Origin of the sequence: Microbacterium sp. JZ37 (genome assembly GCF_035188445.1) — a bacterium.
Taxonomy (GTDB): domain Bacteria; phylum Actinomycetota; class Actinomycetes; order Actinomycetales; family Microbacteriaceae; genus Microbacterium; species Microbacterium barkeri.
Genome location: NZ_CP045253.1, coordinates 1,563,184 through 1,583,668 on the forward strand (window position 1 = coordinate 1,563,184; position 20,485 = coordinate 1,583,668).

Consider the following 20,485-nt stretch of genomic DNA (forward strand, 5'->3'; position numbering starts at 1 on the left):
GCTCGCCCCGGTAGCGTGGGGACATGCCCAACATCGCCCTCGAAATCGGCAAGATCTCCGCGAACCTCGGCGTCACCGCCGCCTACGGCGAGCCCCAGGAGCTCGACGGCGAGCGCTTCGTCCCCGTCGCGGCGACGTGGACCGGCTTCGGCGGCGGCTCCGACGAGGCCGGCAACGGCGGAGGCGGAGGCGGCGGCTTCTCGGCGCCCGTGGGCGCGTACGTGCGACGCGACGGCGAGCTGCGCTTCGAGCCGAACCTCATTGCGACGCTCGCGGTCGCGATCCCGCTCGTGTGGGTCACCGGCCGCGTGCTCGCCAAGCTCATCCGTGCCCTCAAGAAGTAGCGAGCGCGCCGAGGTCGCGATCTCGGAGGCGGCGCACCACGTGCGCGCGCTCATCGACGCGAGGGCGGCGCGGAGGGTGGTCGTCGACGGCCGCAGCGGCGCCGGGAAGACGACGCTCGCGCGGCTCGTCGTGGAGGCGTGGCCGGGAGCGCAGCTCGTCTCGCTCGACGAGCTCTACCCCGGGTGGGGCGGACTGCGGGAGGGCGCGGCGCTCGCGTGCGCCCTCGTGCTCGCTCCGCACGCCGCCGGCTCCGTCGGACGGTACCGGCGCTTCGACTGGGCCCTCGGCACGTTCGCGGGCGCCGAGGTCCGTGTCGATCCGGATCGGCCCCTCGTCGTGGAGGGATGCGGCGCGCTCACACCCGCCTCCGCAGAGGTCGCGGATGCGAGCGTCTGGCTCGATGCCGAGGCCGCGTTGCGTCGCGAGCGCGCTCTCGCGCGCGACGGCGACGGCTTCGCGCCCTACTGGGACATGTGGGCTGCGCAGGAGGACGCGCACATCGCGAGCGAGGCGCCCGAGGCGCGCGCGGATCTCGCCCTCCTGACCCGCTGATCAGGGGCACGCGCATCCCGTTCGAATGTCGGTGGTGGGGTTGATGATGGGGGTGTGACGAGCAGGAAGCCGCGGTTTGTGGATCCGCTGTCGTGGGATGCGACGGTGGAGGAGCGGTGGGTGCTGTCGAATGTGCGGGAGACGTTGACGGGTTTCCGGCGGGCGGTGGCGTCGGCTGCGGCGGCGGAGGTGCAGGCGTTCGCGGTGGCGGCGCGGGTGGCGCGGGCGCAGATGGAGCGGTCGGGGTCGGATTCGGAGTTCGCGTTCCCGTGGCGGGCGGTCGCGGCTGAGCTCGCGGTGGCGTTGCATGTGCCGGTGGGGGAGGTGGAGGCGCGGATGGCGGATGCGGAGCTGCTGGAGGCGCGGTTGCCTCAGGTGCGGGTGGCGCTGTCGGCGGGGCGGATCACGCGCAAGCATGCGGATGTGATCCGGGAGGTCGCGCAGGGGTTGCCGGATGCGGTGCTGGGGGAGTTCCTGCGGCGGGTGCTGGGGTTCGCGGAGGAGGCCACGCCGCGGCAGTTGCGGGTGTTCGCGAGCGAGCTGGCGGGTGTGCTGCATCCGGTTCCGGTGGCGGAGGGTCAGGCGGCGGTGCGGGAGAAGCGGGGCACGTGGACGCGGGCTCTGCCGGGTGGGCTGGGTGAGTTCGTGATGCGGGACGAGGCGTTGGTGATCGCGGCGGTCGCGGACCGGCTGGATCAGATGGCGCGTCTGGTCGAGGCCGATGAGCGCCGCGCGGACCGGGAAGCACAGGCGGCGCGGGATGCGGCGGATGCGGCGGTGGGGGTGACGAGGGACGGGTTGGGGTTCCGGGTGGATCGGGAGGGGAACCGGATCGACCAGGGCGCGGTGCGGGTGCCTGGCGGTGCCCCGGACCCGGTGGTGTCGGCGGTCGATCCGGGGCTGGCGGTGCGGGATGCGGGGCTGTTCCCGGGCCGGTGCGCGGCGGGGGAGGGGGCTCGGGAGGCGGAGCGGGTGCGGGTGACGCGCACGCAGCGGCGGGCGGATCTGGCGGGGAACCTGCTGCTGACGGGGGCGCCGACGGGGTATCCGATCGACGGGGATCCGGAGCGGCTGGCGGGGGTGCGCGGGACGGTCGCGGTGACGGTGCCGGTGACGAGTCTGGTCGGGCTGGATGACGGGCCGGCGATGCTGGCGGGGTACGGGCCGGTCCCGGCGGAGACCGCCCGCCGGCTCGCGCGGTATGCGCCGGGGTGGGAGCGGATCTTCCAGAACCCCGACACCGGTGCTCTGCTGACCGTCGATCATTACCAGCCGACCGCGGCGATCCGTCGTCTGGTCGAGCTGCGGGACGAGTGCTGCCGGTTCCCGGGCTGCTCGCGCCCGGCCCCGGGGTGCGAGAAGGACCATGTCCGGGAGTACTCCCGCGGCGGCCCGACGAGCGCGGAGAACCTCGAGGCCCTGTGCCGGCCGCATCACTACCTGCGGCATCACACGAGGTGGTCTCCGCGGGCGCTCGAGGACGGCGGCATCGAGTGGACCAGCCCGCTCGGGCACGTGTACGTCACCGAGCCCGAACCCCGACGACGACACCACGCCATCCACGACCCCCAGCCCCCACCCGAACCCCCACCCTTCTGAGACAACCCAGCCCCCACCATCCGCCACGCGCGCCTTCGCGCAGGCGGTGCGGGTGAGGGCGCCTGGTCAGGCGCCGTCGGCGGCCTGGAGCAGTCCGTCGAGACGGTAGCCGAGCCAGTCGTAGAGGGCGAAGCGCGGGTCCTCGTCGTCGTGATCCTCCGCGCTCTCGATGCCGAGTCGGCTCGCGAGCACGAGGCGCACGGCGGCGAGCGTCCGCAGCCATGCCTCGAGCGCGTCGCCGGCGATGGAGACGTCGACGGGGGAGAGCGCGTCTTCGAGCGGCGCCTCCTCGATCGCGGAGAGGTCGCGCAGAACGGTGGCCGCGTCCTGTGAGCGGCGGCCGAGGAGGTCCCCGCGCGTGACGCTGCGGAAGTCGTCCGCCGCGTCGGGATCGTCCGGGTACGCGTCGGGGGTGAGGCGCTCGAGCGCCGGATCCGCCGCCGTCGGCGTGCTCTCGACCAGGGTCGCGAACTGCGTCACGAGGTCGCGGAGATGCGCGGCCTCGATGCGCGTCAGAGTGAGGATCACGAGTCGTTCGGTCATGGGGTGCGGTGTCCTCACATCGGCGCTCTGCGGACGGTCGCCCACAGTCCGTAGTCGTGCATGGCCTGGGCGTGCAGCTCCATCTGCTCGCGCGCGCCCTCGGCGACGACGGCGTGCCCCTCGTTGTGGACGGCGAGCATGAGACGCGTGGCGTGCTCCTCGTCGTAGCCGAAGTACTCGCGGAAGACACGGACGACGTAGCTCATGAGATTGACGGGGTCGTCCCACACGACGGTCTGCCACGGGGTCGCGTGCGCGGGTGCCTCGACGCGGTCCAGCTCCTCCTCGACCGCCGTCGACGCGAAGACCGTGTGCGCGGTGGTCATGCCCACCCCAGCTCATGGAGACGCTCATCGTCGATGCCGTAGAAGTGCGCGATCTCGTGCACGAGGGTCGTGTGGACCTCGTCGCGCAGCTCGCTCTCGGTCTCGCATCGCGCGAGATGGGATTCCCGGTACACGATGATGCGGTCGGGAAGCTCGCCCATGCCGTACCGGCCGCGCTCGGTGAGCGCGAGGCCGTCGTACAGCCCGAGGAGGTCCTCACCGTCCTCGGAGCGGTCCTCGACGACGAAGATCACGTTGTCGAGGCCGTCGACCATCTCATCGGGGAGCTGATCGAGCTCATCCACGACGAGCGCCTCGAAGGCGTCGGCATCCATGTCCATCATCGGCTTCCGAGTCTAGTCGCGTGCGCATCGCGGTCGGCGGCCGTGGAAAAGGCACGAGGCCCGGCAGCTCCCCTTGCGGGAACCCCGGGCCTCGTGCGGGCTGGGGTGGCTAACCGGGCTTGAACCGGCGACCCCCTGGACCACAACCAGGTGCTCTACCAACTGAGCTATAGCCACCATGTCTCCCCGGCCTGCCGGGGCAACTTCTCTATTCTGTCATACGTTCGGAGCGAATGACGACACGACGCGGGTCGCGATGTCGCGCGCCTCGTCGGAGGTGGGTCCGGGCTCGGCGACGAAGACCGCACGACGGTAGTACTCGAGCTCGCGGATCGACTCGAGGATGTCGGCCAGCGCGCGGTGTCCGCCGTCCTTTCCGGGCGCCTGGAAGTAGGCGCGGGGGTACCAGCGTCGCGAGAGCTCCTTGACGCTGGACACATCGACGTTGCGGTAGTGCAGGTGGCTGTCGACGCTCGGCATGTACCGGGCCAGGAACATCCGATCCGTCCCGATCGTGTTGCCCGCGAGGGGCGCCTTCCGCTCGAGCGGCACGAACCGGCGGATGTACTCGAGGGACTGCCGCTCCGCCTCCTCGAGGGAGACGCCGTGGGGGATCTCGTCGAGCAGGCCGGAGCTGCGGTGCATCTCCGTCACGAAGTCGCCCATGTGGTCGAGGGCGGCCTGCGAGGGCTTGATGACGACCTGGAATCCCGGGTCGAGGATGCGGAGCTCGAAGTCGGTCACGACGATCGCGATCTCCACGAGCTCGTCGACCGTGAGGTCGAGACCCGTCATCTCGCAGTCGATCCAGACGAGCCGGTCGTTCTCGGAGGCGCCTACCATCCCCCCAGCCTATCGAGGGGGTGGGACGTCGCCGTATCGGTCCCCCAGGCACGACTCGAACGTGCGACCTGCGAATTAGAAGTTCGTTGCTCTATCCACTGAGCTACTGGGGGCGGTGCCCTCAGGTTACCGGGTTCGCCTCGGCGGATCATCTCGGGCCCCACCAGCCGCGGGTGGCCCTGTCAAGGTCTGGCTTCTCGGCGGCCGGCGACGTACCGTCGTCGACAGGGGGACCAGTGGAGGGAGTCGAGGATGACGATGACGCAGACGAGTCGCCTGTGGGTGGCGCACGGCGCCGTGGGAGCGGTCGGTTCGATCAGGGAGGTCGACGGCAGCTTCGAGGTCCGGATGGTCGGAGTCGACGAGCCCGTCGGCACGTACCCGGAGCTGGAGATCGCCAAGCGCGCGCTGCACGCTCACCTCAAGCCGGGCGCCGAGCGCCCCGAGTTCCGGCGCCACTGACGCGCCGGGTCACCGCGCCGCCCGCGCGGCCGGGACGCTCTCGACCGCGCGGGAGCCGCTCTCGCGCGCACCCGGAGCGAGGAGGCGCATCGCGAGATGCACGGCGGGTCCGATGCCGAGCGCGAAGACGATCGTGCCCACGCCGACCGTCCCGCCCAGCACCCATCCGAGCGCGAGCACCGTCAGCTCGACGCCGGCGCGGGACCGCCACACCGGCCATCCGGTCCGCCGGCTGACTCCCGTCATGAGGCCGTCGCGCGGGCCGGCGCCGAGAGCGGCGCCGAGGTAGATGCCGGACGCGACCGCCACGAGGGCGATGCCCGCGAGAAGGGCGAGCATGCGCAGGAGCACATGCTCGACGGGCGGGAGCAGGTCGAGGGTGATCTGCATGCTCGTGCCCACGAGGAGCACGTTGAGCACGGTTCCGATGCCGGGGCGCTGGCGCAGCGGGATCCACGCGAGGAGGATCAGCGCACCGAGCGCGTTCGTCACCCACCCGACGCCGAGACCCGTGCGCAGCGAGATCCCCTCCGCGAGCACGGTCCAGGGGTCCACGCCCAGGCCGGCGGCGACGGTGAGGGCGCATCCGACCCCGTAGAGAGGCAGGCCCACGAGAAGTCGGGCCAGGCGAACGGTGAGAGGGTGGCGTGCGGGTGGCATGCCCTCCATGCCACCCGAGAAGTGGACTGCTCGCAAGATGCCAATCCTGCTACGGTGGTCCGCATGATGGACTCACGGCTCAGCGCGAGGGCGCTGAGCGACCGCCTCGGCCCGTGGCGGACGCGCGAGCCCGCGTACGAGGCGCTCGCCGACGCCATCCGCCTGCTCTGCCTCGACAACCGGATCGCGCCGCGGACGGCCCTGCCGGCCGAGCGCGAGCTCGCGGCACGTCTCGGGGTCAGTCGGACCACGGTCGCGGCGGCATACCGCAGTCTGCGAGAGAGCAGGCACATCGAGAGCATCCGCGGCTCCGGCAGTGTGACCCTGGCGCTCGGGCGGCGGGATCTGGGCCGTGCGAGCGACGTCGATGGCGCGCTCGACCTGCAGCAGGCGAGCCCTGCCGCGTGGCCGGGGCTGCCCGCCGTGTACGCCGAGGCCGCCGCCGACGCCCCGCGCCTCGTCGCACGCTCGGGCTACGAGATGCACGGCCTGCGGAGTCTCCGTGCCGCGCTCGCGGATCGGTACACCGCGCGCGGGCTCCCCACCTCCGCCGAGCAGATCATGGTGGTCAACGGCGCGCAGAGCGCGATCGCCCTCACCGCCCGGCTGCTCGTGTCGCGCGGCGACCGCGTGATCATCGAGACGCCCACCTACCCGCACGCCGCCGAATGCTATGCCGCCGCGGGAGCGCGGCTGGTGGGCATTCCCGTGACGCCGGGTTCCGGCTGGGACCTCGACCGGGCCGAGGACGCGTTCCGCCGCGCCGCCCCCGTCATGGCGTATCTGATGCCCGACTTCCACAACCCCACGGGCGAGTCGATGTCGCGCGACGAGATCGCTCACATCGCCGGCGTGGCACGGGATTCGGGAACCGTGCTCGTCATCGACGAGACGACGGCGGAGCTCGACATCGATCGGGGCGGGGCTGCCGTGCCGTTCGCCGCTGCCGCTCCGTCGGGCGCGGAGATCATCACCGTCGGGTCGACCGGCAAGACGGTGTGGGGAGGACTGCGCGTCGGCTGGATCCGAGCGGACGAGGACACGATCCGTCGGCTTCTCGCGGCGCGCCCCGTCGGCGACCTGGGCACCCCCGACTTCGAGCAGTCCGTCGTCGAACGGCTCATCCCGCTCATGCCCGAGATCGTCGCTCAGCGCGCGGAGTCGCTTCGCGCGGGGCGCGACGCGCTCGTCTCCGCGCTCTCCGAGCGGCTCCCGGAGTGGCGCGTGCACGCCGCACAGGGCGGTGTCGCCCTGTGGGTCGAGCTCGGGCTTGCGCGCAGCTCCGCGCTCGTGCTCGCCGCGCGCCGTCGCGGACTGCTCCTCTCGGCGGGCCCGCGGTTCTCGGTGGGCGGCGGTCACGAGCGCCATCTGCGCATCCCCTTCACGGCCGCGCCGGAGGTGCTCGAGCGGGGTGCGGGCATCCTCGAGGAGGCGTGGGCGGAGGTCGTCGACGAGCCGACCGCGGCGCTCGCCGAGCGGATGTCGGACGCGCTCGTGTGACGCTCACCGAGACAGCAGGAGCGTCTCCACGGCCTCATCGGGCGTCCAGAACTCGCCGATCGGAAGCAGGGCGCCCGACGCGGGGTGGAAGCGCTCCGCGCGGTACCGCATTCCGAGCTCCGACTCGACCGCGCGCAGGTGGCCTGCGACCCGCTCGTCGAGGCCGACGACCCGCCAGAGGGATGCTCCCGCTCGCGTGAGGCGCGCCCGTGCACGCGCCAGGCGCGGCGTCGCGAGGGGAATGGCAATGAGTGCGGCGGCGTTCGACATCAGTGCTCCTTCCGTGTCCTCTGCGACGATAGGAGGGGGCACCGACATCCGTTCTGAGGAGTGCACATGACAGAGACGTTCGTCGTCGCGGGAGGCTGCTTCTGGTGCCTCGACGCCGCATATCGCGCCCTGAGGGGCGTCGAGTCCGTGGTGTCGGGCTACACGGGAGGGCAGCGACCGCACCCGACCTACGAGCAGGTGTGCACGGGCGCGACCGGTCACGCCGAGGCGGTGAAGATCTCGTTCGATCCCGAGGTGATCGCGCCCGACGTCATCCTGGACGCGTTCTTCACGATGCACGACCCCCGCCAGCTGAACCATCAGGGCGCCGATCGCGGCACGCAGTACCGCAGCGCGATGTTCTACGCCGACGAGGAGCAGAAGGCCCTCTTCGCGGCCGCGCGGGAGCGGGCCGCCGAGATCTGGGATGCTCCCATCGGGGAGGAGGAGGGCACGATCGTAACCCGGCTCGAGCCCCTGGGCGAGTTCTACGACGCCGAGGACTACCACCAGGACTTCTTCGCGAAGAACCCGACGCAGGGGTACTGCCTCGCGGTCGCCGTTCCGAAGGTGAACAAGGTGCGCGCGCGCTTCGCGGAGTACGCCGTCTGACGCCGAGCCCCTCCGACGCCGTGTGCACAGCGGCGCGGAGGGGCTCTGCGCATCCACAGATGCGCTGGTCCTGCTCCGCCGGCAGGAGGGAGCCGCTGTCCTGGTGAGATCACGCCGGGGACAGCCCCCGGCAGGAGGGATCGCCATGAAGGACCAGATCGCCGTCGTCGGGAACATCGCGACCGACCCGACGTCGAGCACGCTGCCATCCGGGACCGCTGCCCTGAGCTTCCGGCTCGCGACGAATCATCGGCGCTTCGACCGGGAGAAGGACGCGTACGTCGAGGAGGCGGCGAACTTCTACTCGGTGAGCGCCTATCGGTCGCTCGCCGCCAACGGCGCCCTGTCGCTCGCGAAGGGCATGCGGGTGGTCGTCTGCGGCCGGCTGCGCGTCCGCTCCTGGGAGAACGACAGAGGCAAGGGCACGGGGATCGAGATCATCGCCGACGCGATCGGCATCGACCTCCAGTTCGCGACGGCCAGCGTGTCGCGCAACAGCTTCGCGGGCAGCGACAGCCGCGGACAGCGGGACACACGCGACGACAGCGCGGCCGATGAGGCCTCGTCCGATGCCGCCTGGGAGGTCGTCACCGTTCCGGAGGGAGAGCCCGCGGCGACGCCGTTCTGAGCGTCAGCCCGCGGTGTCGACGGGCTCGAGGGTCTGCGCGGGAACGACCCCCACGTCGACGATGTCGCGCTCGCCGAGGGGCGCGTCCAGCTCGAGCGCGAACGGGGTGGCCGGGTTGCTCTGACAGGTCCAGGCGTCGGCGGTCTCATCCGGTCGGACTCCGATGACGATCTCGACCGACTCGTCCGTCTCGATGAGGCTCGCGAGCTCGACGCGGCCCTCGGCGTCCTCGCCGCCATGGCAGGCGAGCTCCGTCACGAGCAGGTGCACGGTCGTGTCCGAGGGAGCCGGCGGCTGCTCGGGGTCCAGAGCGATGGCGGCCGCGTTCAGCTCGCCCGCGTCTGCGCGCGGCGCGCACGGCCCCGACGACGCGACGGTCCACTCGGCGGGCCGGTCGGATCCCGCCTCGTGCCAGAGCAGGGTGACCTGCTCGAAGGCGGATGCCGAGCCCTCGGCATCGGCACGCGGATGGAGAAGGGCGATCTGACGGTCGTCCGCGCTCGCGACCAGCCAGGTCTCGGGCGCCTCGGCCGCAGCGACCGGCATGCCCGCATCGTCGGCCGCGGATTCCACGGCCTCGCGGACGCGCTCATCGGCGCGGGAGAGGGGGACGGGCTTCACCAGCGCGTCGGACGAGAACGAGAGGCCACCGCAGCGGAGCGTCTGGCCCGGCTCGACGTCGTAGGCCGGGATGGTCGCCGACGGCGACGGGTCGCCGTCCGCATCGGGGCCCGGCCGGGCTCCCGGCGTCGCGCAGCCAGAGAGGAGGACGGCGCACGCGACCGCCGCGGCCCATCCGCCGGCCGTGCGGCCTCCTCGGCGGCGGGGAATCCCCATGGTCGTCAACTCGCGGTCGGGGGTGCGCATGTCGGCCTCCAGCATCGTCGTCGGCGTGCATCTCTCACTGTCGGGTGTCCGCGAACCGGAGGATCGTCTCAGAACCCGTGCGAGGCTCTCGGTCCGCCGCGGGAGCGGCCCCTAGACTGGATGCCAAATGGCTGAATACATCTATCAAATGGTGCGCGCCCGCAAGTCGGTGGGCGACAAGCTCATCCTCGACGACGTCACGATGGCGTTCCTGCCCGGTGCCAAGATCGGCATGGTGGGCCCCAACGGCGCCGGCAAGTCGACGATCCTCAAGATCATGGCGGGGCTCGATCAGCCGTCGAACGGCGACGCGACCCTGACCCCCGGGTACTCCGTCGGCATCCTCATGCAGGAGCCCGAGCTCGACGAGTCGAAGACCGTGATCGAGAATATCCAGGACGGCATCGCGATCAAGGCGAAGCTCGACCGGTTCAACGAGATCTCGGGCCTCATGGCCGAGCCCGACGCCGACTTCGACGCGCTTCTCGCCGAGATGGGCGCGCTGCAGGAGGAGATCGACGCCGCGGACGGCTGGGACCTCGACTCCCAGCTCGAGCAGGCCATGGACGCTCTCCGCACGCCGCCTGCCGATGCCGCCATCGCGCCGCTCTCCGGCGGTGAGAAGCGCCGCGTCGCGCTCGCCAAGCTCCTGCTGCAGAAGCCCGACCTCCTGCTCCTCGACGAGCCCACGAACCACCTCGACGCCGAGAGCGTGCTGTGGCTCGAGCAGCACCTGCAGTCCTACAAGGGCGCCGTGATCGCGATCACCCACGACCGGTACTTCCTCGACCATGTCGCGGAGTGGATCGCCGAGGTCGACCGTGGGCGTCTCTATCCGTACGAGGGCAACTACTCCACCTACCTCGAGAAGAAGGCAGAGCGCCTCGAGGTGCAGGGCAAGAAGGACGCGAAGCTCCAGAAGCGCCTCAAGGAGGAGCTGGAGTGGGTCCGCTCGAACGCGAAGGGCCGCCAGGCGAAGTCGAAGGCGCGTCTCGCGCGCTACGAGGAGATGGCGAACGAGGCCGAGCGCACGCGGAAGCTCGACTTCGAGGAGATCCAGATCCCCGCCGGCCCGCGTCTGGGCAACGTCGTGATCGAGGCGAAGAACCTGCAGAAGGGCTTCGACGGGCGCACGCTCATCGACGGCCTCAGCTTCAGCCTCCCGCCGAACGGCATCGTCGGCGTCATCGGCCCGAACGGCGTCGGCAAGACGACGCTCTTCAAGACGATCGTGGGCCTCGAGCCGCTCGACGGCGGTGACCTCAAGATCGGCGAGACGGTGAAGATCAGCTACGTCGACCAGTCGCGCGCGAACATCGACCCGGAGAAGACGCTCTGGGAGGTCGTCTCGGACGGGCTCGACTACATCACGGTCGGCAAGACCGAGATCCCCTCGCGCGCCTACGTGTCGAAGTTCGGCTTCAAGGGCCCCGACCAGCAGAAGAAGGCGGGCGTCCTCTCGGGCGGCGAGCGGAACCGACTCAACCTCGCCCTCACGCTCAAGGAGGGCGGCAACCTGCTGCTCCTCGACGAGCCGACGAACGACCTCGACGTCGAGACCCTCGGCTCGCTCGAGAACGCGCTGCTCGAGTTCCCCGGCTGCGCCGTCGTGATCACCCACGACCGGTGGTTCCTCGACCGCATCGCCACGCACATCCTCGCGTACGAGGGCACCGACGAGAACCCGGCCAACTGGCACTGGTTCGAGGGCAACTTCGAGGCGTACGAGGCGAACAAGATCGACCGGCTCGGTCCGGACGCCGCGCGCCCGCACCGCACGACGCACCGCAAGCTCACGCGCGACTGAGCGGCGTCGCGCCGACACGACGAAGCCGCCCCGGGTTCTCCCGGGGCGGCTTCATCGTGGGCGTCCGTCAGTCGGCGACGATCGTGTCGAAGGCGTCGGGGTGCTCCTCGAGCCATGCGTCGACGGCCTCCGCCTCCTTGCCCTCGCCGAACTCGTTCACGACGAGGTCCTCGAGCGAGCCGTATTCGGCGTCGTCGAGCTGGATGCCGGCGATGAGCTCCGCCGCCTCGGGGAACTCCTCCGCGAAGCCGGCGGTGCCGAGGAAGTGCAGCGCCTCGGGGGCGCCCATCGCGCCCTTCGGGTCCTCGAGATCCTTGATGTCGTAGGCGTCGTTCGCCCAGAACGGACGCCACAGCGTGACCGCGATGTCCTCCTGCGCGTCGATGGCGCTGCCGAGCTCGGTCAGCATGGCCGCGGTCGACGACGTCACGAGCTCGTAGTCGGCATCGAGGCCGTACTCGGGCATCATGACCTCCTGCGTCTGCTTGGTCAGGCCCGCGCCGGGCTCGATGCCGTAGATCTTGCCGTCGAAGCGGTCGGCCTGACCCGCGAGGTCCTCGATCGAGTTCACGTCGTCCATGTAGGTCGGCACCGCGATCGTGAGCTTCGCGTTGTCGTAGTAGGCGCCGAGATCCTCGATGTCGTCGCCGTACTGCTCCATGTAGTCGCGGTGCGTGAGCTCGGGCCAGGCGGAGGGGTAGATGTCGACGTCGCCCTGCGCGAGTCCGGCGTACAGCGGGCCGGCCTCGGTGAGCGTCTGCATCTCGACCGTGTAGCCGAGCTTCTCGAGCTGATCCTGGAGCAGGTAGGCCGTGCTGAGGCCATCCGTCCAGGCGGGCAGGAACCCGAGCGTGATCGTGCCCTTGTCTCCCTCGCCTGCGGCATCGCCGTCGCCGTCGCCGCTCGCACAGCCCGCGAGGGCCAGGGCCGTGGTGGCGCCGAGGGCCAGGACGGCCGTGATGCATCGCTTCGTCATGTTCGCGTTCCTTCTCTCGTTGCGTGTGATGTCGTGCGTTTCGGATGGTCGATGGGTGCGGATGGTCATGGCGTGGGCACGGCGGAGCGGGCGTCGGGGGCATGCGCGATCGCGGCGTCGTCCGATGTCGCCGCGCGCTGCGCCGCGCGTCGGCGCGACAGGAGACCCAGAAGCGAGGACGGGTACTCGCTCGGCGTGCCGAGGGCCGCGGTGAAGCGATCGAGGAAGACGGCGAGCAGGACGACGCCGAGCCCGGCCTCGACTCCCTGACTGGTGTTCACGGTGGAGATCGCCTGCACGACCATCTTCCCGAGGCCGTCGGCTCCCGCCATCCCGGCGATCACGGCCATCGAGAGTGCGAGCATGATCACCTGGTTGACCCCGGCCATGATGGTCGGCATCGCGAGCGGGAGCTGGACGCCTCGCAGGATCTGCCCGGGTGTCGCGCCGAACGCGTGCCCGGCCTCGACCGTCTCGGCGTCGACGCCGCGGATCCCGAGCTCGGTGAGGCGCACGCCGGGAGGGAGAGCGAAGATCACGGTCGCGACGAGGCCGGGGACGACGCCGATGCTGAAGAAGACGATCGCGGGGATGAGGTACACCATCGCCGGCATCGTCTGCATGAAGTCGAGCACGGGCTTGAGGATGGCGCGCACGGCATCGCTGCGCGCCGACCAGATGCCGAGCGGCACGCCGATCAGAACCGCCACGAACGCGGCGACGACCACGAGCGCGAGCGTCTGCATCGCGGGCTCCCAGAGGTCCATGCCGACGATCACGGCGAACGAGATCGCCGTGCCGACCGCGAGCTGCCACGAGCGGACGAGCCACGCGAGGAGCGCGGCGACCGCGATCGTGACGGGGAACGGCGTCGCGACGAGCGCGTCGGTGAGGCCGTCCACGAGGGTGCGCACGACGAGCGCGACGACGTCGAGGAGGCCCTCGAGGTTGTCCTTGGCCCAGTCGACGGCGGCGGAGACCGCGTCGCCGATCGGGAGGCGGAACCCGTCCATCAGCGCACCTCCTCGGAGTCGGCGGCGGCCGCCGCGGCGGCATCGGCCTCCGCGAGCACCTGATCGATCACGGCCGAGGGGATGGGCGGCTGGAGCACGGTGATCTCCTCGGTGGATCCGGGGCCGGGCCCGAGGGCAGCGAGCAGGGTGACACGGGGGATGACGCCCACGAGGCGACCCGTGTCATCGGTCACGGCGAGTGGGAGCGGCGACTCGACGGCGGGCACGAACAGGTCCATCAGGACGTCGTCCTGGCTCACGGCCTGCGGAACCGGCTTCAGGATCGACGCGAGCGCGCTCTCGCCGCGGCGGATGAGCTTCATCGCGTCGCGGTCGGTGATCATCCCGGCGAGGCGACGATCGCGGCCCACGACGTAGGCCGCCGACATGTAGGCGTCGCGCATCGTGCGCAGCGCCGTGCGCGGACCGGCGCCCTCCGCGACGACGGGGCGAGGGCGCTCCATGACATTGCCGGCGGTCAGCACGCGGGCACGATCGACGTCCTGGACGAACTGCTCGACGTAGTCGTTCGCGGGGTCGGTGAGGATGTCCTCGGGTGTGCCGATCTGGACGATGCGGCCGTCGCGCATCACCGCGATGCGGTCGCCCAGGTACATGGCCTCATTGAGATCGTGCGTGATGAAGACGATCGTCTTCTGCAGGCGCTGCTGCAGCTCGATGAGCTGGTCCTGCATCTCCCGGCGGATGAGCGGGTCCAGGGCGCTGAACGCCTCGTCCATGAGCAGGATGTCGGTGTCGGCGGCCAGAGCGCGCGCGATGCCGACCCGCTGCTGCATGCCTCCGGAGAGCTCGGCGGGGAGCTTGTCGCCCCATCCCTCGAGGCCCACCATGGCGAGGATCTCGGTCGCCTTCGCCTCGCGAGAGCGGCGGTCGACGCCCTTGAGCTCGAGCGGGTAGGCGACGTTCGCGGCCACCGTGCGGTGGGGGAGCAGGGCGAAGTGCTGGAACACCATCGAGACGTGCTCGCGCCGGGTCGCGCGCAGCCGACTCGCCGGGATCCCCGCGATCGGCTCCCCGTTCACGGTGATCGTCCCGGCGGTGATGTCGTGCAGGCCGTTGAGCATGCGGATGAGCGTCGACTTGCCGGAGCCGGAGAGCCCCATCACGACGAAGATCTCGCCGCGGCGGACCTCGAAGGAGGCGTCGATCACGGCGGCCGTGGCGCCGTCGAGCTCATCGCGCGGGGTTCCGGCGCGCAGCCGCTCGACGGCGTCGTGCGGTCGGCGCCCGAAGACCTTGTAGAGGCCCTCCGCGCGCAGGGCGATGGAAGTGTCGTTCTCGGTCACGTGTCCCCTGTGCCGAGCGCGGAGACTCAGGGCAGCGCGATCCGCGTTCGGTCATCGGTTGCGGTCCGGGCAGGCGACGGGCCGGGCACGAGGCTCCTGGCGCAGTCGTCCGGGTTGACGACTGGATCGTCTGCCATACGCATGCCGCGACGTGGCGGCATCCGCGGTCCTGGGCGGAACACCCCGGTCGTGTCGGACGCGTCGCCGGCGGTGTGAGGCGCGTCCCGCGCTGCGGCAGGACGACCTCGGTCACCCTAGCAAGCCGGTCGACGGCGCCGCGGGCGCGCTCCCACGTCGACCGCTCCGCCGCGATCCGCGTGATCATGCGGAAGGACGGGGTATCGTCGGACGAGGATGACCGGTCGCGACCGTGACCGTATCGTTACCGGCCGCGGTGCGTCCGGGCCGGAGAGGAGCCCGATGACCCGCGTGCACGTGCCCATCCAGCTGCGCTGGGGCGACCTCGACGCCTTCGGCCATGTCAACAACGCCTCGATGCTGCGCCTGCTCGAGGAAGCCCGGTGCCGCGCGTTCTTCCGCGCTGAGGACTCCGACGACGACATCCCGCCGACCGCCGTGTTCGATCCCGAGGTCCTCGGGTCGCCCACGGGGGTCGTGACGCTGATCGCGCGGCAGAGCATCGAGTACCTGCGGCCCGTGCCGTACCGTCACCGCCCACTCGATGTGCAGCTCTGGCTCGGGCGCATCGGCGGGTCGAGCATCGACGTCTGCTACGAGGTGCACAGCGCGGTCGGCGAGGAGGAGCGCGTCGTATACGCGCGAGCCGACGCCGTCGTCGTGCTCGTCGACATCGCGACCGGCCGACCGGTGCGGCTCACCCCCGAGATGCGCGCCGCATGGGAGCCGTTCCTGGAGGAGCCGGTGGCCTTCACCCGTCGGTGACGGAGACGACCGGCCCTGCGGATGAGAGACTGGAAGACGCCCTCCTCCACCCCTGCAGGGAGCCATCCATGCCAGACGTCACGCCCGCACCCGTCCGCGAGGACGTCCGTGCGGACTTCCCCGGGATCTCGGGACGCCCCGACCGCGTGTACCTCGACTCGGCCGCGACGTCGCAGCGTCCGGAGGCCGTGATCTCCGCCGAGGCCGACTTCGCGCGCCGCGACTACGCGGCCGTGCACCGGGGATCGAGCCTCGCGACCGGCGAGGCGACGTTCGCCTTCGAGACCGCGCGCGAGCGCGTCGCGGCGTTCGTCGGCGCGGGGGAGCGCGAGGTCGTCTGGACCGAGAACGCCACCGACGCGCTCAACATGGTCGCGCTCGGGATCGCGGACGCGTCGGCCGGCCTCGGCGGAGAGCGCTTCGCGCTGCGCGCCGGCGACGAGATCCTCGTCACCGAGGCCGAGCACCATGCCGACCTCATCCCGTGGCAGCGACTCGCGCGCCGGACGGGCGCGACGCTGCGCTGGGTGCCGGTCGACGACCGCGGCCTCTGGACGATCGACGACCTGCGCGCGCAGCTGACCGCGCGGACCAGGGTCGTCGCGTTCGCGCACGTGTCGAACGTCACCGGGATGATCGCGCCGGCGGCCGAGATCGCGTCGCTCGCGCGTGACGTCGGCGCGCTCAGCGTGCTCGACGCGTGCCAGTCGGCGCCGCATCTGCCGCTCGACCTGGGCGCGCTCGGCGTCGACTTCGCGGCGTTCTCGGGGCACAAGATGCTCGGCCCGAACGGCATCGGGGTGCTGTACGGGCGCGCCGAGCTCCTCGACGAGCTGCCCCCCGCGCGCACGGGCGGCTCCACGATCACGACCGTCACGATGGAGGACGCCGAGTTCCTTCCCGCACCGCAGCGCTTCGAGGCCGGCACCCAGCCCGTCACGCAGGTCGTGGGCCTGGGAGCAGCCGTCGACTACCTCGCGGGCATCGGGATGGACGCCGTGCACGCGCATGAGGCGCAGCTCGCGGGCGAGCTCGTCGACGCCGTCGCGTCGGTTCCCGGCGTGCGGCTCGTCGGCCCCGAGCCCGGAGCCGAGCGCGCCGCGCTCGCGAGCTTCATCGTCGACGGCGTGCACGCGCACGACGTCGGCCAGTTCCTCGACGACCGCGGCATCACGGTGCGGACGGGGCACCACTGCGCCCAGCCGCTGCACCGTCGTCTCGGGGTCGCGGCGACGACGCGCGCGAGCGCCTATCTCTACACGACGTCGGACGAGATCGCGGCGCTGCGAGACGCGCTGCGCGAGGTCCGCGGATTCTTCGGAGCGGACCGATGAGCGCAGACCTGCAGAGCCTGTACCAGGAGCTGATCCTGGACCACGCGCGCGATCCCGAGGGCAAGGGCGACCCGACGCCGCTCGACTACACGCATCACGAGCTCAATCCGTCGTGCGGAGACGAGATCACGGTCGGCGTGAGCCTCGACGACGACGACGCGATCGCCTCGATCGTGTGGGATGGCCACGGCTGCTCGATCTCGATGGCCTCGGCGTCGATCATGACGGGGCTGCTCGAGCACGCCACGCGCGAGGAGGCGCTCGCGCGCATCGACGAGTTCCGGACCATGCTGCGCTCGCGCGGGTCGATCGCGCCGTCCGAGGCGCTCGGCGATGCCGCGGCCCTGCAGGGCGTCGCGAAGTACGTCATGCGCATCAAGTGCGCCATGCTCGGCTGGGTCGCGCTCGAGGCCGATCTCAGGCAGGCGGGCTGACCGCCTCGGACGCCGGCACGCGGAGCATGATCTCCTGCGCGACCGACGCGACGAGGGCGCCGTCGCGCGTGTAGAGGCGGCCGAACGCGAGACCGCGGCCGCCCTGCGCTCCCGGCGACTCCTGCACGTAGAGCAGCCACTCGTCGGCGCGCGCCGGCCGATGCCACCACATCGCGTGGTCGAGGCTCGCGACCTTCAGTCCGGTCGTCGACCACGCGACGCCCGCGCCGCGCATCGACGGCTCCTGGATCGTGTAGTCGCTGAGATAGGCGAGAGCGGCCTGATGGAGCAGGCGGCTGTCGCCGATCGGGCGCCGCACGCGCGTCCAGACGGCCTGCGTCGGTCGAGCGCCGCCCGTCGGCTCCACGAGGAGGCTTCCCTCGACGTGCCGCACCTCGATCGGATTCGCCGCGAGGAGACGCTGCGAGTGCGGATGGCGGTCGAGCTCCCGGAGCGGATCGGGCAGGTCCTCGGGCGCGGGGACCTCGGGCATCGGCAGCTGATGCTCGACCCCCTCGTCCTCGTCCTGGAAGGAGAGGATGCCCGAGAAGATCGGCACGCCGTCCTGATATCCCTGCACGCGCCGGCGGGCGAAGGATCGTCCGTCGTGGATGCGGTCGACGCCGAAGGTGATGTCCTTGCGCATGTCGCCCGGCCGCAGGAAGTAGCCGTGGAGCGAGTGCACGTGGCGGTCGTCGGCGATCGTGCGCGCGGCGGCGGACACCACCTGCGAGAGCACCTGGCCGCCGAACACGCGCCCGCTCGGCATGAAGTGCGAGCGGCCGAGAAAGATGTCCTCGTGCGTGCGGGCCTCCATCCGCTCGAGCTCGATCACGTCGAGCATCGTCTGGACGGGGTCGTCGGTCCGTGCGTCGATGGTCACTCGGGTCTCCGTTCGCCGCTCCGCCCGCGCCTCGTGAGCGCGAGCGCACGCAGCCGAGGCGTGCCTTGCTAGTTTAGAGCGGGTGACCGCTCGCCTCGTGCTCGCCGACGACCAGACCGCCCGCGATGCGCTGACCTTCGCCGGTCGCGCTTCCCGCATCGGGGACGAGGGCGTGCGGCTGCAGGCGTCGGAGGGCGTCCTCGTCATGTCCTCGGCCGCGCTGGCGCCTCAGGGACTGCTCGACCGCACGCCGACCGTCCTCGCGATGCGGGTCCTGCGAGCCGATCCCGAGCTGCAGTGCGACCTCACCGTGGCGTCGCTCACGGAGACCGAGGACCCCCGCGCCCTGGCGCTGCCCGACACCGCGCTCGCGCCCGCGTGGGCAGGGGTGTCGCCGCCTCGCGGCGGCTGGACCCGCACGGGCGGCATCGCCGCCGCGTCGCTCGCGAGCCGCGCGCAGTGGGGCATCGCCGCGGTCGCGCACGCGCTCCCGGATCAGCCGGGGGAGGACGTCGTCCGCCAGGTGCGCGGCAGCGTCTGGGGCGAGCCGGACGAGGAGCTCGGCGGTCTGCCGCGGGGTGTCGCGTTCGCCGCGTTCTCGTTCGGGTTCATCGGCGGCGAGGAGGAGGCGCGGGTGTCGACCGCGGGCCGCTGGACCCGCGTGACGCTCGAGCGCGGTCACATCCTCACCCGCGGGCCCGCGGCGGTCGGCCTCACGCCGGTCCGGGAGACGGGCGCGCGCTGACCCGAGAGCGCTGACCCGTCAGCGACCGGGCTGGGGCTCGAACGTGTTCACCATGGCGTGCGCGGCGCGCTCGAGGTAGTCCCAGAGCGTCGCCTCGTGGACGGGCGACAGGCCGAGCTCGTCGACGGCTGCGCGCATGTGGGCCAGCCATCGGTCGCGCGCCTCGGGGTCGATGTGGAACCCGACGTGCCGCATGCGCAGGCGCGGGTGGCCCCGGGTCTCGCTGTACGTCGTCGGACCGCCCCAGTACTGCTCGAGGAAGAGCAGCAGGCGCTCCTCGGCGGGGCCCAGGTCCTCCTCGGGGTACATCGGCTTCAGCACCTCGTCGTCCGCGACGCCGCGGTAGAAGGCGGCGACGAGCCTCTGGAATGTCGGGCGCCCGCCGACCTGCTCGTAGAACGTCCCCACGCCGAGGGGGCGCAGGCTCTTCGGCTCGCTCACGTGTCGGCTCCCTCTTCCTCGTCCTGTCCGCCCTCCTGGCGCCCCGCGGGCGCCGTCGGGCTCTTCTCGTCGCGCGGTCGCGGTCGCCACGTCGGCCTCTCGGGGAGCTCGCTCGTGATCGTCGGCGGGTTCGCCCCGCGCACGCGGAGGGCGCCCTCCGCGCCCTCGAGCGTCGCGCGGGCGATGCCCGTGACGTCGATGCCCTCGGTGAGGAGGACCGCGCGCAGGCGCTCGCGCAGCTCGCGCGCGACGTCGTCCTTCGCGGTCGGCTTGGCCTTGATCACGAGGCGGACGACGAGCGTCTCGCCCTCGAGCGACTCGAGGCCCCAGACCTCCGGCTCGCCGATGACGCGCGAGCGCCAGCGCGGATCGTGCGCGAGTCCGAGCGAGGTGTCGGCGATGAGGCTCTCGACATCCTCGATCACGATGTCCTTCGGGAGGGTCAGGTCGAGGACGACCCGCGACCATCCCTGGGTCATGTTGCCGATGCGCGTGATCTCGCCGTTGCGGACGTACCAGAGCACCCCGTTGACGTCGCGGACGTGCGTGATGCGCACGCTGACGAACTCCACGACACCGGTCGCGAGGCCGAGGTCGACGACGTCGCCGATGCCGATCTGGTCCTCCGCGACGATGAAGATGCCGTTGAGGACGTCCTTGACGATGTTCTGCGCGCCGAAGCCGAGGCCCGCGCCGACGGCGGCGGTGAGCAGCGAGAGCGACGCCAGCACGTCCGGCACGAGGATCGAGGCGACGAGGACGAGCGCGACGACGACCATCGCGATGTTGACGACGTTCGTGAGGATCGAGCCGAGCGTGCGCGTGCGCTGCACGACGCGCACGGATGCGAGCGGCGACCGCTCGAGCGCGCGCGTGTCGTCGACCTTCGCCTTGCTCTTCGCGCCCTCGACGATGCGCTTCACGACGCGTCGGATGACGAGGCGGAGGATCCACGCGACGATCACGCACGCGAGGACGGCGATGGCGGCCTGCACGAGGAGCCAGCCGAACTGCCCCAGCTCGACGAGGCGATCCTGCCACCAGCTGAGGTCGGTAGGGTCCGCTGTCTCGGTCTTCATCATCACCTCGAT

At 71.4% G+C, this 20,485-nt stretch carries 25 protein-coding genes and 2 tRNA genes; 12 read left to right on the plus strand and 15 right to left on the minus strand.

The features are described 5' to 3' along the window. Positions 1-23 precede the first annotated feature (23 nt). The 3 genes from GC092_RS06995 to GC092_RS07005 are packed head-to-tail and all read left to right on the plus strand — an operon-like array spanning position 24 to position 2,496. Positions 24-344: a hypothetical protein gene (locus GC092_RS06995; protein WP_271172056.1), complete on the plus strand. Its 321-nt coding sequence runs from the start codon at positions 24-26 to the stop codon at positions 342-344. Further along, complete coding sequence (locus GC092_RS07000) at positions 328-897, plus strand: nucleoside/nucleotide kinase family protein (protein ID WP_324014614.1); 570 nt, start codon at positions 328-330, stop codon at positions 895-897. Before GC092_RS06995 ends, GC092_RS07000 begins: the two co-directional genes overlap by 17 nt. 54 nt (positions 898-951) lie before the next feature. After that, positions 952-2,496, plus strand: a complete 1,545-nt coding sequence (locus GC092_RS07005) for an HNH endonuclease signature motif containing protein (RefSeq protein ID WP_324014616.1) — start codon at positions 952-954, stop codon at positions 2,494-2,496. Between the two features lie 66 nt (positions 2,497-2,562). On the opposite strand, the gene GC092_RS07010 is transcribed toward GC092_RS07005, so the two are convergent. The 6 genes from GC092_RS07010 to GC092_RS07035 form a co-directional block, all read right to left on the minus strand. Continuing rightward, positions 2,563-3,039: a DUF2017 family protein gene (locus tag GC092_RS07010; protein ID WP_324014618.1), complete on the minus strand. Its 477-nt coding sequence runs from the start codon at positions 3,037-3,039 to the stop codon at positions 2,563-2,565. A gap of 14 nt (positions 3,040-3,053) precedes the next feature. Next, on the minus strand, positions 3,054-3,365 hold the full coding sequence (clpS, locus tag GC092_RS07015; protein ID WP_282977914.1) for an ATP-dependent Clp protease adapter ClpS: 312 nt from the start codon (positions 3,363-3,365) through the stop codon (positions 3,054-3,056). After that, a complete protein-coding gene (locus GC092_RS07020; RefSeq protein WP_271172052.1) occupies positions 3,362-3,709 on the minus strand; it encodes a metallopeptidase family protein in 348 nt (115 codons plus the stop codon). The genes clpS and GC092_RS07020 overlap by 4 nt, the downstream gene beginning before the upstream one ends. A gap of 101 nt (positions 3,710-3,810) precedes the next feature. Next, positions 3,811-3,886, minus strand: a tRNA-His gene (locus GC092_RS07025). A 39-nt stretch (positions 3,887-3,925) separates the two neighbouring features. Then, on the minus strand, positions 3,926-4,552 hold the full coding sequence (orn, locus tag GC092_RS07030) for an oligoribonuclease (protein WP_271172051.1): 627 nt from the start codon (positions 4,550-4,552) through the stop codon (positions 3,926-3,928). 40 nt (positions 4,553-4,592) lie between these two features. Further along, positions 4,593-4,665: transfer RNA gene (locus tag GC092_RS07035), tRNA-Arg, on the minus strand. Positions 4,666-4,810: 145 nt separating this feature from the next. On the opposite strand from GC092_RS07035, the gene GC092_RS07040 reads away from it, so the two are divergent. Then, positions 4,811-5,014: a methyltransferase gene (locus tag GC092_RS07040; protein ID WP_309299956.1), complete on the plus strand. Its 204-nt coding sequence runs from the start codon at positions 4,811-4,813 to the stop codon at positions 5,012-5,014. Positions 5,015-5,023: 9 nt separating this feature from the next. Here the strand turns inward: GC092_RS07040 and GC092_RS07045 are convergent, their stop codons facing one another. Further along, positions 5,024-5,674: a membrane protein YczE gene (locus GC092_RS07045; protein ID WP_324014624.1), complete on the minus strand. Its 651-nt coding sequence runs from the start codon at positions 5,672-5,674 to the stop codon at positions 5,024-5,026. A gap of 66 nt (positions 5,675-5,740) precedes the next feature. Here GC092_RS07045 and GC092_RS07050 point away from each other — a divergent pair, with 66 nt between their 5' ends. Further along, a complete protein-coding gene (locus tag GC092_RS07050; RefSeq protein ID WP_271172190.1) occupies positions 5,741-7,174 on the plus strand; it encodes a MocR-like transcription factor YczR in 1,434 nt (477 codons plus the stop codon). A 3-nt stretch (positions 7,175-7,177) separates the two neighbouring features. On the opposite strand, the gene GC092_RS07055 is transcribed toward GC092_RS07050, so the two are convergent. Then, positions 7,178-7,444, minus strand: a complete 267-nt coding sequence (locus tag GC092_RS07055; protein ID WP_271172049.1) for a hypothetical protein — start codon at positions 7,442-7,444, stop codon at positions 7,178-7,180. A 66-nt stretch (positions 7,445-7,510) separates the two neighbouring features. Between GC092_RS07055 and msrA the strand changes: the two genes are divergently transcribed. Beyond that, positions 7,511-8,056 carry a peptide-methionine (S)-S-oxide reductase MsrA gene (msrA, locus tag GC092_RS07060; RefSeq protein ID WP_271172048.1) on the plus strand — a complete coding sequence of 182 codons (546 nt, stop codon included), beginning with the start codon at positions 7,511-7,513 and terminating at the stop codon, positions 8,054-8,056. A 145-nt stretch (positions 8,057-8,201) separates the two neighbouring features. Then, a complete protein-coding gene (gene ssb / locus GC092_RS07065) occupies positions 8,202-8,684 on the plus strand; it encodes a single-stranded DNA-binding protein (RefSeq protein ID WP_324014625.1) in 483 nt (160 codons plus the stop codon). A 3-nt stretch (positions 8,685-8,687) separates the two neighbouring features. Here the strand turns inward: ssb and GC092_RS07070 are convergent, their stop codons facing one another. Further along, positions 8,688-9,551, minus strand: coding sequence for a hypothetical protein (locus GC092_RS07070; protein ID WP_324014626.1), 864 nt, complete (start codon positions 9,549-9,551; stop codon positions 8,688-8,690). A gap of 127 nt (positions 9,552-9,678) precedes the next feature. On the opposite strand from GC092_RS07070, the gene ettA reads away from it, so the two are divergent. Then, the gene (gene ettA, locus GC092_RS07075) at positions 9,679-11,358 is read left to right on the plus strand and encodes an energy-dependent translational throttle protein EttA (protein WP_271172045.1); all 1,680 of its coding nucleotides are present in this window, start codon (positions 9,679-9,681) and stop codon (positions 11,356-11,358) included. Positions 11,359-11,425: 67 nt separating this feature from the next. Here ettA and GC092_RS07080 read toward each other — a convergent pair whose 3' ends face one another. From GC092_RS07080 to GC092_RS07090, 3 genes are all read right to left on the minus strand, one after another. Further along, positions 11,426-12,334 carry a glycine betaine ABC transporter substrate-binding protein gene (locus GC092_RS07080; protein WP_324014627.1) on the minus strand — a complete coding sequence of 303 codons (909 nt, stop codon included), beginning with the start codon at positions 12,332-12,334 and terminating at the stop codon, positions 11,426-11,428. 65 nt (positions 12,335-12,399) lie between these two features. After that, positions 12,400-13,347 (minus strand): ABC transporter permease, encoded by a 948-nt coding sequence (locus GC092_RS07085; RefSeq protein ID WP_324014628.1) that lies wholly within the window; start codon positions 13,345-13,347, stop codon positions 12,400-12,402. Continuing rightward, complete coding sequence (locus tag GC092_RS07090) at positions 13,347-14,654, minus strand: quaternary amine ABC transporter ATP-binding protein (RefSeq protein WP_324014629.1); 1,308 nt, start codon at positions 14,652-14,654, stop codon at positions 13,347-13,349. Before GC092_RS07090 ends, GC092_RS07085 begins: the two co-directional genes overlap by 1 nt. A 420-nt stretch (positions 14,655-15,074) precedes the next feature. Here GC092_RS07090 and GC092_RS07095 point away from each other — a divergent pair, with 420 nt between their 5' ends. The 3 genes from GC092_RS07095 to sufU all read left to right on the plus strand — a co-directional run bounded on the left by GC092_RS07095 (position 15,075) and on the right by sufU (position 17,325). Continuing rightward, a complete protein-coding gene (locus GC092_RS07095) occupies positions 15,075-15,557 on the plus strand; it encodes an acyl-CoA thioesterase (protein WP_271172041.1) in 483 nt (160 codons plus the stop codon). Between the two features lie 68 nt (positions 15,558-15,625). Continuing rightward, positions 15,626-16,891 (plus strand): SufS family cysteine desulfurase, encoded by a 1,266-nt coding sequence (locus tag GC092_RS07100; RefSeq protein ID WP_324014630.1) that lies wholly within the window; start codon positions 15,626-15,628, stop codon positions 16,889-16,891. Next, the gene (gene sufU, locus GC092_RS07105) at positions 16,888-17,325 is read left to right on the plus strand and encodes a Fe-S cluster assembly sulfur transfer protein SufU (protein ID WP_324014633.1); all 438 of its coding nucleotides are present in this window, start codon (positions 16,888-16,890) and stop codon (positions 17,323-17,325) included. Before GC092_RS07100 ends, sufU begins: the two co-directional genes overlap by 4 nt. Here the strand turns inward: sufU and GC092_RS07110 are convergent. Continuing rightward, positions 17,309-18,169, minus strand: coding sequence for an acyl-CoA thioesterase (locus tag GC092_RS07110; RefSeq protein WP_324014864.1), 861 nt, complete (start codon positions 18,167-18,169; stop codon positions 17,309-17,311). The genes sufU and GC092_RS07110 overlap by 17 nt on opposite strands. A gap of 121 nt (positions 18,170-18,290) precedes the next feature. Here GC092_RS07110 and GC092_RS07115 point away from each other — a divergent pair, with 121 nt between their 5' ends. Further along, a complete protein-coding gene (locus GC092_RS07115; RefSeq protein ID WP_271172038.1) occupies positions 18,291-18,953 on the plus strand; it encodes a DUF8185 domain-containing protein in 663 nt (220 codons plus the stop codon). Between the two features lie 18 nt (positions 18,954-18,971). Here the strand turns inward: GC092_RS07115 and GC092_RS07120 are convergent, their stop codons facing one another. Further along, complete coding sequence (locus GC092_RS07120; protein WP_271172037.1) at positions 18,972-19,394, minus strand: globin; 423 nt, start codon at positions 19,392-19,394, stop codon at positions 18,972-18,974. Further along, entirely contained in the window at positions 19,391-20,476 is a 1,086-nt protein-coding gene (locus GC092_RS07125; protein WP_324014636.1) for a mechanosensitive ion channel family protein, read from the minus strand. Before GC092_RS07125 ends, GC092_RS07120 begins: the two co-directional genes overlap by 4 nt. Positions 20,477-20,485: the final 9 nt, after the last annotated feature.

Coding starts and splice junctions, on each gene's coding strand:
- GC092_RS06995 (WP_271172056.1), top strand. CDS start 24: ATGCCCAACATCGCCCTCGAAATCGGCAAGATCTCCGCGAACCTCGGC.
- GC092_RS07010 (WP_324014618.1), bottom strand. CDS start 3,039: ATGACCGAACGACTCGTGATCCTCACTCTGACGCGCATCGAGGCCGCG.
- clpS (WP_282977914.1), bottom strand. CDS start 3,365: ATGACCACCGCGCACACGGTCTTCGCGTCGACGGCGGTCGAGGAGGAG.
- GC092_RS07020 (WP_271172052.1), bottom strand. CDS start 3,709: ATGATGGACATGGATGCCGACGCCTTCGAGGCGCTCGTCGTGGATGAG.
- orn (WP_271172051.1), bottom strand. CDS start 4,552: ATGGTAGGCGCCTCCGAGAACGACCGGCTCGTCTGGATCGACTGCGAG.
- GC092_RS07040 (WP_309299956.1), top strand. CDS start 4,811: ATGACGCAGACGAGTCGCCTGTGGGTGGCGCACGGCGCCGTGGGAGCG.
- GC092_RS07045 (WP_324014624.1), bottom strand. CDS start 5,674: ATGCCACCCGCACGCCACCCTCTCACCGTTCGCCTGGCCCGACTTCTC.
- GC092_RS07050 (WP_271172190.1), top strand. CDS start 5,741: ATGGACTCACGGCTCAGCGCGAGGGCGCTGAGCGACCGCCTCGGCCCG.
- GC092_RS07055 (WP_271172049.1), bottom strand. CDS start 7,444: ATGTCGAACGCCGCCGCACTCATTGCCATTCCCCTCGCGACGCCGCGC.
- msrA (WP_271172048.1), top strand. CDS start 7,511: ATGACAGAGACGTTCGTCGTCGCGGGAGGCTGCTTCTGGTGCCTCGAC.
- ssb (WP_324014625.1), top strand. CDS start 8,202: ATGAAGGACCAGATCGCCGTCGTCGGGAACATCGCGACCGACCCGACG.
- GC092_RS07070 (WP_324014626.1), bottom strand. CDS start 9,551: ATGCGCACCCCCGACCGCGAGTTGACGACCATGGGGATTCCCCGCCGC.
- ettA (WP_271172045.1), top strand. CDS start 9,679: ATGGCTGAATACATCTATCAAATGGTGCGCGCCCGCAAGTCGGTGGGC.
- GC092_RS07080 (WP_324014627.1), bottom strand. CDS start 12,334: ATGACGAAGCGATGCATCACGGCCGTCCTGGCCCTCGGCGCCACCACG.
- GC092_RS07085 (WP_324014628.1), bottom strand. CDS start 13,347: ATGGACGGGTTCCGCCTCCCGATCGGCGACGCGGTCTCCGCCGCCGTC.
- GC092_RS07095 (WP_271172041.1), top strand. CDS start 15,075: ATGACCCGCGTGCACGTGCCCATCCAGCTGCGCTGGGGCGACCTCGAC.
- GC092_RS07100 (WP_324014630.1), top strand. CDS start 15,626: ATGCCAGACGTCACGCCCGCACCCGTCCGCGAGGACGTCCGTGCGGAC.
- sufU (WP_324014633.1), top strand. CDS start 16,888: ATGAGCGCAGACCTGCAGAGCCTGTACCAGGAGCTGATCCTGGACCAC.
- GC092_RS07110 (WP_324014864.1), bottom strand. CDS start 18,169: ATGCTCGACGTGATCGAGCTCGAGCGGATGGAGGCCCGCACGCACGAG.
- GC092_RS07125 (WP_324014636.1), bottom strand. CDS start 20,476: ATGATGAAGACCGAGACAGCGGACCCTACCGACCTCAGCTGGTGGCAG.